Here is a 14,711-nt window from a genome sequence, read left to right as displayed (position 1 = left end):
TTAATACTTATAAAATTTGTATTAATTAGCTTTTTTATTTTGGAACTAATTCTTATTCATTAAATGTTAACAATCAAATAATTTGACTATCAAAATAAAATGGATATAATTATTATATTAAGTAAAAAGAATACTAAAGAGGTGACCAAATGGAAAAAAACAAAAAAATTTGGAGAGGTTTTGCAGGAATTCTTATATTAGCTGCATTAACTGGATCTTTTATTTGTCAAATGATTGCAACTAAAATTCCAACTCCTTTTGGGAGAGTAATTGGATATTTTTCATATTTTACAGAGTATAGCAATATTTTAGTTATGCTTTGGTTTATTAATAAGTCCTTTTTAAATGAAAAAATAAAATTTTTAAATAAAAAAAGTGTAAGAGGTGCATTAACTTTATATATATGTATAGCAGGACTTGTTTATTTCTTTGTTTTAGAATCTGCATGGAATCAACAGGGAATTGAAATGATTCAAAGTTATATATTACATGGATTTGCTCCAATTGCCTTTGTACTAGATTGGATAGTATTTGGTGAAAAAGGAGATTATACTTATAAAGATATTAGATATTGGGTTATATTTCCTATAGTTTATCTTTTCATTGCATTATTTTTTGGAAAAGTTATAAATGTATATCCTTATCCATTCTTAGATTTAAATGTAATATCTTTAAATAAGTTTTTTATGAATGTAATACAATTAGTTGTAGAATTTTTAGTTATGGCATTTATTATAGTTAGTGTGGACAAGCTACTAAATAAAGTTAATAGTTTTAGAAAAAAATCAGTAAAATTTGCAAATAATAATTAAAACCTTTTTCTTTATGATAAAATTATTTTATCTTAAGAAGAGAGGTGTGTATCATAATGAGTAATGATTTAAAAAATATAAGAGAAACTGCTGAAAAATATTATAGAGACGGTGATTTCTTTTGTTCTGAAGCAATTGTTAAAACCTTAAAGGATGAATTTATGAAAGAACTAAGTGATGATGTTGTAAAGATGGCATCAGGTTTTCCAGTTGGAATAGGACGAGCTGGTTGTACTTGTGGAGCATTAACTGGTGGAATATTAGTACTTGGAATGATATTTGGAAGAAGTGAAGCTAGAGGAGAAGAGTCTGCTAAGGTTTTAGAATTATCTAAAGAACTTTATGATAAGTTTATTGATATGAATAAATGTACTTGCTGTAAAGTATTAACTAAAGGTATGGTAAAAGGTTCAAAGGAACATAAGGACCAATGCGTTAGATTTACAGGAGAAATGGCAGAAGAAACTGCTAAAATTATTATAAGAGAAAAAGAATTATAATAAATAATTCTATCTTTTAGATGAATATTTAAAATATAGTTATAGATAAAAATGCTGGTATTTAAAATACCAGCATTTTTTAATAAAATATACTTCCTATAAATAATGATACTATGTTTATCATTATAATTTTTGCTATTATATAATTTGCAAAAAAGATAGCTACTAAATATGACCCTGAGAATGTATATAAAAGTTTATTAGAATCTTTAACTATTTCTTTAAATCCACTATATAAAATTAATATAGAAGCCATTGATCCAACTATATAAATAGCGATAGAGAACTTAAAACTTATTATTGATACTAAGAATTGTATAAGTATAAAAGCTCCTTTAACTATTAAAGCAGCAAGAACTACTTTAAGAAAGTCTTGAAGCCTAAGTTCTTCTTTAAAAATAAATTTATAAATTGCAAATATTAAAAATAACATTATTCCGTAAAAAACTACTAAATTAATTAAAGAAGATAAGAAAATCTCATGAAATGGTATTACTATAGCTATACGTGGAGTAAAGAACTTTAGTGATATAGTAATTAAAAAAGGTATTATTAATGCTAAAATACCTAAATAAATATAATTATTAGTATCACTTAATGTTTCTTTAAGATTTGAAATTTCTTTAATTGGATTTTTAATACATTCAACAACTATTTTTGAAAAATCCTTAGTTAAATCAGGTCCATTATTAGGGTTGTGTTGTTGTTCTATTTTTGTTCCACAGTTTGGACAAAAAGTAGAATCATCTGAAAGTTTACTTCCACAGTTTGGGCAAAACATAATTATTCCTCCTTTGTGTTAACTAAAAAATTATACCTAAATTTACATATAAATGTCAAATATACCTAAAAGGTCCTAGCAAAAGGGGAAATATTGTTAAAAATACAAGAAAATATTTAAATTTGTTCCATAAATTATTATACTAATGTGTGGAAGAAAAAATTTAATATAAATTAGGAGGAAGATTATGAATTATTGTACTAAGTGTGGAAGTAAGCTAGATGAAAGTGGAAAATGTCCTAAATGTAATAATAAAAAACTAAAAATAATTATACCTATAATAGCAATAATAATAGTTTTAATAGGTATATATATACCATTAAACAAACATTTTTCTAATCCAGAACTAGCAATAACAAAATTTAATGAGGCAATAGGTTCAAAAAATGAAGGAGAACTTCAAAGTATATTAGCAAGTGATGACTCAAGAATAACTATTGATAAAGACAATACAAAGATATTATTAGATTATTTTCAAAGTAATCCATCATATGTAGACAATGTAAAAAATATTCTTAAATCAGATGTTGAGTCAATAAAAAATGGAGGAAGTGCAAATAATAATGATGTATTCTCATTAAAAAAGGTTGGACATAAGTTTTTAATATTTCCAGAATATAAAATTGTAGTAAAACCTTCATACATAGAAGTAAAAACAAATATAAAAGATGCTAATATAAAGGTTAATGGAAAAGAATATAAAAATGTAAAGGAAAACTCAGAAATTGGACCATTAATGCCTGCGAATTACATAGTTCTTGCAGAAGTTAACAATAAGTATATTAAAAAAAGTGAAAATATCCCTGTTAATTTAATGACTGATCAAAAGAAAACAATTAACATTTTTGATAATCTTAAATATATAAATATACAAAGTGATATTCCAAGTGCAAAACTATATGTAAATGGAAAAGATACAGGAGTAAGTATAAATGATGCAAGTAACTTTGGACCAGTAGATAATAAGTCAATTATTTATGCAATTGGAGAAAAGGATGGTAAAAAGCTAAGAAGTAGTAATTATACTGTAGATTCTTATTCAGATAATATGTATATAGACTTTTCACAAGCTGTAAAGGAAGACGAAGATTTTAAAGCACAGGTTTATAATTTAATTAGAAATTATGATTCATCCTTTGCATATGCTGTAAATAATAATGATTTTAATTATATAAAAGATTATTTAGAACCTGGAAGTCAAATATATAATTCTCAATCAAAAGTAATAGGATCAATATATAAGCAAAATATTAGAGAGGATTTTATATCTTTAGATATTAAGGATCTTAAATTTGATAAAGATAAAAATGAGGGCTCTGTAACTTGTAGTGAAGTTTATGATATTTCTAAAGGATATGATAATCCTAAAACAAGATATTTTGAAAATGTATATAAATTTAGTAAGAAACCAGATGGTGAGCTAGTTTTAACAGCTATAAGTGAAACTAAAGAAAATAAATAAGTTATAAATTTTAATTAACTATAAAAAGGCAAAATAATAAATTTTTATTAAAGTTAGATTTACTTTAAAGGATTTATTATTTTGTTTTTTTATTTATAAATTTATATAATATGATTATTTATTTAACTAAAAGTAAAATTATTAAGTAATAAAATTTATTTTTTAGTAATAATAAAAAATAGTGATATAATTGACAATATAAAGATAAGAAATTACAATTAATTTATGGGAACTTATGTTCGGGAATTAATTAATAAATATAGGTTTAAAATAAGGTTATAAGTTAAAAGAGAGGAACTTAAGATATGAAGGATAAGATTATAATAAAAGGAGCTAAGGTACATAATTTAAAAAATGTTAGTTTAGAAATACCTAGAGATAAATTAATAGTTTTTACAGGACTTTCAGGTTCAGGTAAATCATCTCTTGCCTTTGATACCCTTTATGCAGAAGGACAAAGGCGATATGTTGAATCATTATCAGCTTACGCAAGACAATTTTTAGGTCAAATGAATAAGCCTGATGTTGAATATATTGAAGGGTTGTCACCAGCAATTTCTATAGACCAGAAGACAACAAGTAAAAATCCAAGATCAACAGTTGGAACAATAACAGAAATATATGATTATTTAAGACTTCTTTATGCAAGAGTTGGTATTCCACATTGTCCAAAGTGTGGAAAGGTAATAAGCCAACAATCTGTAGATCAAATTATAGATAAGGTAATGGAACTTGAAGAGAGAACTAAGGTTCAAATTTTAGCTCCAGTTGTAAGAGGAAGAAAAGGAACTCACGAAAAAATATTAGAAAATATTAAAAAGAATGGATTTGTAAGAGCTAGAATTGATGGAGAAATTTATGACCTTACAGAGGATGAAGTAAAATTAGAAAAAAATAAAAAGCATAGTATAGAAGCTGTGGTAGATAGATTAGTTATTAAGGAAGGCATTGAAGGAAGACTTACAGACTCAATAGAAACAGCATTAAAACTTGGTGAAGGTTTAGTTATAATAAATGAAGTTGGAGCTGGAGATACTCTATACAGTGAAAAGTTTTCTTGCCCAGACTGTGGAATAAGCATAGAAGAGTTAGCACCAAGAATGTTTTCATTTAATTCACCCTTTGGAAAATGTGATTATTGTGATGGACTTGGTACATTAATAGAGATTGATGAAAATCTAATAATTCCAAACAAAAATTTAAGTATTATGGAAGGGGCAATTGCCTGTTGGGGTGAAGGTAGATTAAAGGAAGATTCTTGGACATTTGCTTTCTTAAAGGCATTAAGTAAAGAATATAAATTTGATTTAAATACTCCAATAAAGGATCTTCCAAAAAATATAGTAAATATAATTTTATATGGAACTGAAGGAAAGAGATTAAAGGTTGATTATGTTAAAGAGGGAGTTAAGGCAAATTATAACTCTGCTTGGGAGGGAGAAATAAACTCACTTCAAAGAAGATATAGAGAAACAAACTCAGATATTATAAAAAGTGATATAGAACAATATATGAGTAATAAGTATTGTCCAAAATGTAAGGGGGCAAGGCTTAATAAGGAAGCTCTTGCAGTAACTGTTGGAGGTGAAAACATTTATGAATTTACAACTCTTCCAATAAAAGAAGAATTAGATTTTATAAATAATGTGGAATTTTCAGAGAAGAACAAAATAATAAGTGAGCAAATAGTAAAAGAAATAAGCAGCAGATTAAAATTCTTAGTAGATGTAGGTTTAGATTATTTGAATTTATCAAGAAGTTCAGGAACTTTATCTGGAGGAGAATCTCAAAGAATAAGGCTTGCAACTCAAATTGGTTCTGCACTTATGGGGGTTTTATATATTTTAGATGAACCTAGTATAGGACTTCATCAAAGGGATAATGATAGACTTATAAAAACATTAAAACACCTTAGAGATGTTGGAAATACTGTTATTGTTGTTGAACATGATGAAGATACTATAAAAGAAGCTGATTTTATTGTTGATATTGGACCTGGTGCAGGAGAACATGGTGGAAAGATTGTAGCTGCAGGAACTATAGATGAAATTAAAAAGTGTAAGGATTCAATAACAGCACAATACTTAACAGGAGAAAAGGAAATTAAAGCACCAAAGGAAAGAAGAAAAGGTAATGGAAACAAAATTACTGTTGTAGGAGCAAAAGAAAATAACCTAAAAAATATAAAGGTAGATTTTCCTCTTGGAGTTTTAACAATAGTTACTGGTGTTTCAGGTTCAGGAAAAAGTACTTTAGTTAATGAAATATTATATAAAGGATTAAATAAATTAATAAATAAAAGTAGAAATCCAGTAGGAGCTTACAAAGAAATAAAGGGATACGAAAATATAGATAAAATAATAGATATAGATCAAAGTCCAATTGGAAGAACCCCACGTTCTAATCCAGCAACTTATACAGGAACTTTTGATGTAATTAGAGAATTATTCTCTCAAACTCCTGAAGCAAAAATGAGAGGTTACAAACCTGGAAGATTTAGCTTTAATGTTAAAGGTGGAAGATGTGAAGCTTGTTCTGGTGATGGAATAATAAAAATCGAAATGCAATTTTTATCAGATGTTTATGTTCCTTGTGAAGTATGTAAAGGAAAAAGGTATAATAGAGAAACTCTAGAAGTAAAATATAAAGGTAAAAATATAGATGATGTTTTAAATATGACAGTTGAGGAAGCTTTAGAGTTCTTTGAACATATTCCAAGAATTAAAAATAAACTTCAAACATTATATGATGTAGGTCTTGGATATATAAGGCTTGGTCAACCATCAACTCAACTATCAGGAGGAGAAGCACAAAGAATTAAACTTGCATCTGAACTTTCAAAAAGAAGTACAGGAAAGACATTATATATATTAGATGAACCAACAACAGGTCTTCATATTGATGATGTTAATAGATTAATTGGAATACTTCAAAGACTTGTAGATGCAGGAAACTCAGTAGTAGTAATAGAACATAACTTAGATATGATAAAATGTGCAGATTATATTATAGATTTAGGTCCAGAAGGTGGAGATAAGGGAGGAACAATAGTAGGTGTTGGAACTCCAGAAAAAATATGTAAAATAAAAGAATCATATACAGGGAAATACTTAAGCAAAATATTAAATTAAACATTAGAAACAAAATATTATAAATAAATTAATTAGCTTTTATAAAAATTTACTGTAAAAGTTACCTAATTGTTTGTGTAAACAATAATTGTAAGATAAATGTATGAAATTAATAGTATTTTGGTGTATAATCAAAAAGATAAAGTAATTTTTCGAGGTGAAAAGATGGATTTTTCAAAATTTATTGCAGGCGTATTTGGAATAATTTTTATCATACTATTATACTTTATAATTGTTTATGCTTTAAAGATAATGGCAAAGGATGTAAAAGGTGGAGGTAATACTAAAAGACCTATACCTGTTAGAAAGAGACATCATGGAATAGAGATAATAGAAGTAGGAGAAAATACGTCGTTAAAGATGGGGTCGGTAATACCTATTAGAGATATAACAACAATAGGTAGAAGAGGTAGCAACACAGTAGTATTAACAGATCAATATGTATCAGGAAATCATGCTAAAATAACAGTTAAAAATAATGCGCTTGTGTTAGAAGATTTAAATAGTACAAATGGTACTTTTTTAAATGGTCAAAAAATTACTGGAAGAGTAAAATTATTTGCTAAGGACAAGATAGCTATAGGAACAGCAGTGTTTAAAGTATTGTCTTAGGTATCATGGGGTGATTAAATGGTAAAAAGTAAAAAAGAAAGCATAATGCTAGGCTTAACGTATTTATTATGTATAGCTCTTTTCGGAAATTTAGCTATCCTAAAAACTCCTATAGACAAGAATGCCTTATATTTTGGAGGTATATTATGTGTAGTTATATTTGTTGCACATTTTATTGTTAGAAAATTTTATCCAGATGGGGATAAATTTATTCTTACTTTTTCATGTATTTTGGTAGTTATAGGTATTGCTATGCTTTATAGATTAAATCCAAGCGTAGCAGAAAAGCAATTAATGTGGTTTTTAGCTAGTATAGTTGTATTTATAGTTATACTTAAAGCTTTTCCAGACTTTAGGAATTTTGCTAAATATAAAAATGTATACATGATATTAATTTTTATATTTATGCCAATGGCACTTATTATTGGTAAAGAAGTTTATGGAGCAAAAAACTGGGTCATATTTGGACCTATAAGTTTTCAGCCTTCAGAATTTGGAAAGATAGCATTAGTGTTATATTTATCATCAGCACTTAGAGAATATAAAAATGGAGATAACTCTAAAGGAAACTTTAAGAAGCTTATACAACCAGGCTTAGTTGTAATGTTTAGTTTAGGTTGTATGGTATTACAAAGAGATTTAGGATCAGCATTAATTTTCTTTGGAATATCAGTAACAATGTTATATATAGCAACAGCAAAGAAAAAATATGTATTAACATGTTTAGGTCTTTTTGCAGTTGGATCAGTTGCGGCATATTATATGTTTGGTCATGTAAGACAAAGGGTTTTAATATGGAAAAATCCTTGGGAATATGCCCAAAATCAAAGTTATCAATTAGTACAAGGATTGTATTCAATATCTTCAGGTGGAATGATGGGATCAGGACTTGGTCAAGGGTACCCAGGATTTGTACCTGTAAATACGACAGACTTTATATTTGCAGCAATCTGTGAAGAAATGGGTATGGTTTTTGGAATAGGGATAATGATTGTTTATTTTTTATTATTTTATAGATGTATAAGAACAGCATTTGTTACAGATGATGAATTTTTGCAACTTAATGCAGTTGGATTTAGTGCAATGATAGCTTGTCAAGTTCTAGTTATTATTGGAGGTATATTTGCACTTATTCCACTAACAGGTATAACATTGCCACTTATAAGTTATGGTGGATCTTCAATGCTTACAATGTTTTTTGCATTAGGAATATTACAAAAGATATCAGAGGAGGGCTAGAATGAAGGGTGATATTAAAGACAGTGTAAAAAAAGTAATGATTGTTTTCTTATTTTGCTTTGTAGCCCTTATATCATATATAGCCTATTTCCAAGTGTTTAAATCACCTAAGATTGCAGAAATGCCAGGTAATCAAAGGGCGTGGGCTAGAAGAAATGAAGTCTTAAGAGGAGAAATCTTAGACAAAGATGGAAATATTATTGCAAAAAGTGTTAGAAAGAAGAATAACAGTCAAGAAAGAGAATATAAGTATGATGCTTTATATGGGCATCCAATAGGATATGTTAGTAATAAATATGGAATAACAGGTCTTGAAAAAGTTTATGACAAACAACTAACAACAAGTTCAAATATGTCAGCAAGCTTTAAGAAGTTGGTGGATAAACCAAGTATAGAAAACTTAAAGAATGCATTCTTTACAAGACAAGATGATAAAGATAAAGTTGGAAATAATGTTGTTACTACTCTTGATACTAAGCTTCAAAAGGTTGCTTATAATGCATTAGGAGATAGTAGAGGTGCAGTAGTTGCGTTAGATCCTAAAACAGGTAAGATTTTAGCTATGGTTTCAAAGCCAAGCTTTAATCCAAATAATTTAGAGAGTGAAATGAAAAAGGCTAATGCTGGTGATTATGAACATAGTCCATTTATAAATAGGGCTACTTATGGAATGTATCCACCAGGTTCAACCTTTAAAATAGTTACAACAACAAGTGCTCTTGAAAATATGCCAGGAGTTCAAAATAGAACTTTTGATGATAATGGTAAAATTAAATTTAAAGACGGAAGAACTTTAAATAATGATAGTGGAGAAGTTAATGGAAGTATTCAATTAGAAAAGGCTTTTATACTATCAAGTAATGTAGTTTATGGAACACTTGGAATGGAACTTGGTAATACAAAATTAAGGGATACAGCAGAAAAATTTGGCTTCAATAAGGATATCCCTGCAAATGGATTTAGTATAGAACCAAGTAAATTTCCAAAACTTAAAGATTGGCAAGTAGGTGAAATGGCACAATCAGGTATTGGTCAAGGTAGTATACTTGCAACTCCAATGCAAATGGCATTAGTTGCTTCAGCAGTAGCTAATGATGGAGTTATAATGGAGCCAAGTCTTGTTAACAAGGTTGTTGATAAGGATGGTAATACTGTAGAAAGTATTAAGTCTAAACAATTTAGTAAAGTAATGTCATCAAATGATGCAACTTTAATTAAGTCATATATGAAGGGCTTAGTTGATAAAAATATTAAAAGTGGTTCATGGGGTTACTTAAAAGGAACTGATGCTGCAGGTAAAACAGGTACTGCAGATCATAGATTACCAAATGGTCAACTTGGAAAACCACATTCATGGTTTGTTAGTTTTGCACCTGCAAGCAATCCAAAGATTGCTATTGCAGTAATTGTTGAAGAAGGTGGATACGGAGCTGGTAGAGCAGCTAGTGTTGCTGGAAAAGTTATAAATGCAGAATTACAAAATTAATATGATATTTAAACAAATATAAAAGGGTATCTTAATAGGTACCCTTTTTATGATAACCGATATAAAGGAGGGGATTAAAATTTTTGATTTTGAACATCAATTAAAAATATTACCTGATAAACCTGGAGTATATTTAATGAAAAATTCTTTAGGTGAAATAATATATGTTGGTAAAGCTAAGATTTTAAAAAATAGAGTTAGACAATATTTCAGAAATTCTAAAAACCATTCAGAAAAAGTTAGAGCAATGGTTAAGAATATAGCTGAATTTGAATATATAGTTACAGATTCAGAAATGGAAGCATTAATTTTAGAATGTAATCTTATAAAAAAGCATACTCCTAAATATAATATTGCATTAAAAGATGATAAATTTTATCCATTTATAAAAATAACAACTAATGAAGATTTTCCAAGAGTTTTTGTAACAAGAAATTTTGCAAAGGATGGAAATAAGTATTTTGGACCATATACAAATGGAGGAGCCGTATATGAGACTATTAATCTTATAAGAAAGGTATTTCCTATTAGGACATGTAAAAGGACTATTGTAGAAGGGGGAGAGCCTACAAGACCATGTTTAAACTTTCATATCAATAAATGTAATGGTCCCTGTGGAGGATATGTTTCAAAAAAAGATTATGGGATTATGATAAATTCCATTATAGATATTTTAAATGGTAAGGATAAGGAAGTTACTAATAACTTAAAGAAAAATATGGAGGAAGCAGCTAATAATTTTGAATTTGAAAAAGCAGCTTCTTATAGAGATAAAATTTTAGCAATAGACACTTTAGTACAAAAACAAAAAATGTTTAAAGTAACAGATGAAGACGAAGATTTTATAAATATATATAGTGACGAAAAGGATAGCTGTGTTCAAGTGTTTTTCTTAAGGGAAGGTAAAGTTACTGGAAGAGAGCATTTTATTATTGAAAATACAGCTGGGGATGAAGTTTCAGAAATATTATCTAAATTCATAGTTAACTTTTATAGTGGAGTTGCTAAAATTGGTAAAAATATATATGTTCCAGAAATAGAAGATAAGGATATATTAGAGGAACTATTAACTATAAAGAGAGGTTCTAAAGTTTGGATTAAGATTCCTCAAAAGGGAAGCAAGAAAAGTATGCTAGATATGGTTAAAGAAAATGCAAAAATAACTTTGGAACAATTTAAGGATAAAATATTAAAGGAAAAGGAAATAAATAAAATATCACTAATTGAACTTTCAGAGTTACTTTCTTTAGATGATATCCCAAGTAGAATAGAAGCTTATGATATTTCTAATATTCAAGGGGTAGATTCTGTAGGTAGTATGATTGTGTTTGAAGATGGTAAGGCAAAAAATAGTGATTATAGAAGATTTAGAATAAAAACTGTAAAAGGTGCCAATGATTATGATAGTATGAGAGAAATTTTAGAGAGAAGATTTTCCCATGGATTAAAAGAAATAAAGGAAATACAGGATAGAGAACTTGTATTTTCAAAAGGAAAGTTTTCAAATTTCCCAGACTTAATTATGATGGATGGAGGAAAAGGACAGGTTAATATTGCACTAGAAGTATTAAAAAAGCTTAATATAGAGATTCCAGTTTGTGGATTAGTAAAAGATGATAAACATCAAACTAGAGGGATAATATATAATAATGAGGAGCTTATAATAAATAGAGGTTCAAACCTTATGCAGCTTATAAGAAGAATTCAAGATGAAGTTCATAGGTTTGCAATTACTTATCATAGGTCTTTAAGAGATAAAAGAACACTTCATTCAATTTTAGATGATATACCTAATGTTGGTAATAAGAGAAGAAAAGAGCTACTTATGAAATTTGGAAGTGTAGAACAGGTAAAAAAAGCAAGTTTAGAGGAATTGTTGGAAACTCCAAGTATTGACAAAAAAGCCGCACAAAGCATAATAGAATACTTTAGAGGACATGAAAAAAAAGAAAAGTAACACAAATGTAAACTTATAGGACTTGTTTTAATTTCCAATTTAGAATATACTAGATAATTGTAAAAAATATATTTCAAGGAGTTTTTATGAATGAATAAATACGAGGAATTATTCAAAAATATATATTCAGAAAATCAAATAGAACTTAACGCAAAGATGAGCGAACATATATATTTCAAGGTGGGTGGACCTGTTGATGTATTACTTATACCAAAAACTAAGGAACAAGTAATAGAAACAATAAAAGTTTGTAATGAAAATAATGTAAATTATTTTGTTATTGGAAATGGATCAAACTTACTTGTTAAAGATGGTGGTATAAGAGGTGTTGTTATAAAACTTACTGAACTTAATGATATTAAAGTAGATGATAAAAAGATTATTGCTGGAACAGGAGCATTATTAAAAGATACTTCAAAAATAGCTTTAGAAAACAAATTATCAGGATTAGAATTTGCTTGTGGAATACCTGGATCTATTGGTGGTGCTGTATTTATGAATGCAGGAGCATATAATGGAGAAATTGCAGATGTAATTGAAAGTGCACAGGTTTTAACTGAAGATGGAGAAGTTAAAACTTATAGCAAAGAAGAATTAAATTTAGGATATAGAACATCAAGAGTAATGGAAGAGAAGGCAATTGTTTTAGAAGCTACATTTGCTCTTAATGATGGAGAATATGAAAAGATAAAAGCCAGAGTTGATGATTTAACAGAAAAGAGAGAGTCAAAACAACCTCTTGAATACCCATCAGCAGGAAGTACATTTAAAAGACCAGAAGGTCATTTTGCTGGAAAGTTAATTCAAGATGCAGGTCTTAAAGGATATTCAATAGGAGGAGCTGCCGTTTCAGAAAAACATTCAGGATTTGTTATTAATAAAGGTGGAGCTACAGCAAAGGATGTATTAGACCTTATAAAACATATTCAATGTGAAGTTAAGAAACAGTTTGGTGTTGAGCTTCATCCAGAAGTTAGAATAATAGGTGAAGATCTTATATAATTAATTAAATAAGATTATGTATAAAAAATAGTTAGTAATGTGAGGAATACCATAAAAGGTGTTCCTTTTTTGCAGTCCTTAATAAAAGGGCTGCTATTTTTATATTTATAGATTTACAAATCATTGACAAATAAGGTTATGAGTGTTAATGTCAACATAACAAGTGTTATGTATAGAGGTGTATGAAATTGCATTTTGTAGAGATTTCAACTAAAGAAAAAATTATAGAAGTAGGTAAATTAGAGTTTTTTGAAAAAGGGTATGAAAAAGCATCATTAAGAAATATTTGTTGTAAAGCAAAAGTAACAACAGGTGCTTTGTATTTTTCTTTTAAAAGTAAAGCTGATTTATTTGATAGTATTGTTTTTCTAGGACTGTTATAGAGTTAAATATGCTTATAGAAGATATGATTCAGCGAGAATTGATGTATGAAAATACAGGAGAAGAAAATGAGCAAGAATTAATGAAATTTCTTTGGAAAAATAGATATGAAGTATTGATTTTATTAGATAAGTCTACAGGAACTAAATATCAAGGCTTTAAAGAAAATTTTATACAACAGATAGAAAAGGCCTTTACTTTATTTTTCCAAAAATCAAAAATTCCTATTAATAATGATTTAATACATATATTGGTAAGCATGAAAATACAAGGTTACATTGAAATTTTATTGGGAGGATATACTATGGAAAAATCAATACAGTTAGCTGCCCTTATTGGTTGTTATTCAGAGGGTGGCTTTCAAAAAATAATAAAAGAAATAAAAAAATGTGAAGCCTAAGGATAAATTTCCTTAGGCTTTTTTACATAACAAAAAATAATAATCGTTATTTAAAACATAGGAGGTAAATTATGAAAAAACAAAATTTAAATTACAGCAATTGGGTTCCTGCAAATATTATGAAATTTCTTTGGAGCCTTTCAGGTGTTATACTTATTATTTTTATCTTTAGTAGATTATACTGGAGAAATTTAATTATCCAAATTATAATTGGTATTCTATTTTTAATATTAATTGCAATGGCTATTTATATGCAAATATGTAGATGCATTTTTTCCTTTAATGGTGGTAAGTTAATGGAAAAATTTTATGATTTTTTAATTGAAAAATTAAAATGGTCAGGAAATGGAACACTTATAGATATTGGCTGTGGTTCAGGTGCCCTTAGTATAAAATGTGCTAAATATTTTTGGAAATCTTCAATTATAGGAATAGATTACTGGGGAAAAGAATGGAACTATTCAAAAAATCAATGTGAAAATAATGCAAAAATAGAAGGTGTCTTAGAGCATATAACTTTTCAAAGAGGTGATGCTGCAAAATTGGATTTTCCATCTGAATATTTTGATGCTGCAGTTAGTAATTTTGTTTTCCATGAAGTACGTACTGAAGCTGATAAAAGATCTGTAGTAAAAGAAGCTTTACGTGTTGTAAAGAAGGGTGGTGCCTTTGCTTTTCATGATCTTTTTGAGCAAAAACATTTATATGGAAATATAGAAAGCTTTTTAGAAGAATTAAAAAGAGATGGAATTAGTGAAATACATTATATTTCTCACACTGAGTCCCTTCACTTTATTCCTACTATTTGTAAAGCTCCATGGATGTTAAAAAATATGGGGTTGATATATGGAATTAAATAAATTTTGGTTTATATAATTAAATAAAAATGATATAATATTTTTAGAAAATATTTATTAATGATTAATAGGCGGTATGTGTTTCATAGCG

Annotated in this window: 13 protein-coding genes; 12 read left to right on the top strand and 1 reads right to left on the bottom strand. The window is 27.8% G+C overall.

The features are described 5' to 3' along the window. Positions 1-149: 149 nt before the first annotated feature. Together J2S18_RS13380 and J2S18_RS13375 are read left to right on the top strand one after the other, a co-directional pair. Positions 150-812, top strand: a complete 663-nt coding sequence (locus tag J2S18_RS13380; RefSeq protein ID WP_307487508.1) for a Pr6Pr family membrane protein — start codon at positions 150-152, stop codon at positions 810-812. Positions 813-868: 56 nt separating this feature from the next. Then, complete coding sequence (locus J2S18_RS13375; RefSeq protein WP_307487506.1) at positions 869-1,312, top strand: C-GCAxxG-C-C family (seleno)protein; 444 nt, start codon at positions 869-871, stop codon at positions 1,310-1,312. A 79-nt stretch (positions 1,313-1,391) separates the two neighbouring features. Here the strand turns inward: J2S18_RS13375 and J2S18_RS13370 are convergent, their stop codons facing one another. Beyond that, entirely contained in the window at positions 1,392-2,093 is a 702-nt protein-coding gene (locus tag J2S18_RS13370; RefSeq protein WP_307487504.1) for a zinc ribbon domain-containing protein, read from the bottom strand. A gap of 187 nt (positions 2,094-2,280) precedes the next feature. On the opposite strand from J2S18_RS13370, the gene J2S18_RS13365 reads away from it, so the two are divergent. From J2S18_RS13365 to J2S18_RS13320, 10 genes are all read left to right on the top strand, one after another. Continuing rightward, on the top strand, positions 2,281-3,555 hold the full coding sequence (locus tag J2S18_RS13365) for a zinc ribbon domain-containing protein (protein ID WP_307487502.1): 1,275 nt from the start codon (positions 2,281-2,283) through the stop codon (positions 3,553-3,555). Positions 3,556-3,860: 305 nt separating this feature from the next. After that, positions 3,861-6,686, top strand: coding sequence for an excinuclease ABC subunit UvrA (uvrA, locus tag J2S18_RS13360; protein WP_307487500.1), 2,826 nt, complete (start codon positions 3,861-3,863; stop codon positions 6,684-6,686). 165 nt (positions 6,687-6,851) lie between these two features. After that, positions 6,852-7,298: an FHA domain-containing protein gene (locus J2S18_RS13355; RefSeq protein WP_307487499.1), complete on the top strand. Its 447-nt coding sequence runs from the start codon at positions 6,852-6,854 to the stop codon at positions 7,296-7,298. 18 nt (positions 7,299-7,316) lie between these two features. Next, positions 7,317-8,537 carry an FtsW/RodA/SpoVE family cell cycle protein gene (locus J2S18_RS13350; protein ID WP_307487498.1) on the top strand — a complete coding sequence of 407 codons (1,221 nt, stop codon included), beginning with the start codon at positions 7,317-7,319 and terminating at the stop codon, positions 8,535-8,537. Position 8,538: 1 nt separating this feature from the next. Further along, entirely contained in the window at positions 8,539-10,023 is a 1,485-nt protein-coding gene (locus tag J2S18_RS13345) for a peptidoglycan D,D-transpeptidase FtsI family protein (RefSeq protein ID WP_307487496.1), read from the top strand. A 79-nt stretch (positions 10,024-10,102) separates the two neighbouring features. Then, on the top strand, positions 10,103-11,980 hold the full coding sequence (gene uvrC / locus J2S18_RS13340; protein WP_307487586.1) for an excinuclease ABC subunit UvrC: 1,878 nt from the start codon (positions 10,103-10,105) through the stop codon (positions 11,978-11,980). Between the two features lie 90 nt (positions 11,981-12,070). Beyond that, on the top strand, positions 12,071-12,982 hold the full coding sequence (murB, locus tag J2S18_RS13335; protein WP_307487494.1) for a UDP-N-acetylmuramate dehydrogenase: 912 nt from the start codon (positions 12,071-12,073) through the stop codon (positions 12,980-12,982). A gap of 188 nt (positions 12,983-13,170) precedes the next feature. Continuing rightward, complete coding sequence (locus tag J2S18_RS13330; RefSeq protein WP_307487492.1) at positions 13,171-13,365, top strand: TetR/AcrR family transcriptional regulator; 195 nt, start codon at positions 13,171-13,173, stop codon at positions 13,363-13,365. A gap of 8 nt (positions 13,366-13,373) precedes the next feature. Further along, complete coding sequence (locus tag J2S18_RS13325) at positions 13,374-13,763, top strand: hypothetical protein (protein ID WP_307487491.1); 390 nt, start codon at positions 13,374-13,376, stop codon at positions 13,761-13,763. 71 nt (positions 13,764-13,834) lie between these two features. Then, the gene (locus J2S18_RS13320) at positions 13,835-14,623 is read left to right on the top strand and encodes a class I SAM-dependent methyltransferase (RefSeq protein ID WP_307487490.1); all 789 of its coding nucleotides are present in this window, start codon (positions 13,835-13,837) and stop codon (positions 14,621-14,623) included. Positions 14,624-14,711: the final 88 nt, after the last annotated feature.

Origin of the sequence: Eubacterium multiforme, from assembly GCF_030813415.1 — a bacterium.
Classification (GTDB): Bacteria; Bacillota; Clostridia; order Clostridiales; family Clostridiaceae; genus Clostridium; species Clostridium multiforme.
The sequence above is the reverse complement of the archived record's forward strand: the minus strand, read 5'-3'. Positions and strand labels throughout refer to the sequence as shown.

Excerpts from the sequence above, each read along its gene's own strand:
- J2S18_RS13380 (WP_307487508.1), top strand. The coding sequence starts at position 150 with ATGGAAAAAAACAAAAAAATTTGGAGAGGTTTTGCAGGAATTCTTATA.
- J2S18_RS13375 (WP_307487506.1), top strand. The coding sequence starts at position 869 with ATGAGTAATGATTTAAAAAATATAAGAGAAACTGCTGAAAAATATTAT.
- J2S18_RS13370 (WP_307487504.1), bottom strand. The coding sequence starts at position 2,093 with ATGTTTTGCCCAAACTGTGGAAGTAAACTTTCAGATGATTCTACTTTT.
- J2S18_RS13365 (WP_307487502.1), top strand. The coding sequence starts at position 2,281 with ATGAATTATTGTACTAAGTGTGGAAGTAAGCTAGATGAAAGTGGAAAA.
- uvrA (WP_307487500.1), top strand. The coding sequence starts at position 3,861 with ATGAAGGATAAGATTATAATAAAAGGAGCTAAGGTACATAATTTAAAA.
- J2S18_RS13355 (WP_307487499.1), top strand. The coding sequence starts at position 6,852 with ATGGATTTTTCAAAATTTATTGCAGGCGTATTTGGAATAATTTTTATC.
- J2S18_RS13350 (WP_307487498.1), top strand. The coding sequence starts at position 7,317 with ATGGTAAAAAGTAAAAAAGAAAGCATAATGCTAGGCTTAACGTATTTA.
- J2S18_RS13345 (WP_307487496.1), top strand. The coding sequence starts at position 8,539 with ATGAAGGGTGATATTAAAGACAGTGTAAAAAAAGTAATGATTGTTTTC.
- murB (WP_307487494.1), top strand. The coding sequence starts at position 12,071 with ATGAATAAATACGAGGAATTATTCAAAAATATATATTCAGAAAATCAA.
- J2S18_RS13325 (WP_307487491.1), top strand. The coding sequence starts at position 13,374 with ATGCTTATAGAAGATATGATTCAGCGAGAATTGATGTATGAAAATACA.
- J2S18_RS13320 (WP_307487490.1), top strand. The coding sequence starts at position 13,835 with ATGAAAAAACAAAATTTAAATTACAGCAATTGGGTTCCTGCAAATATT.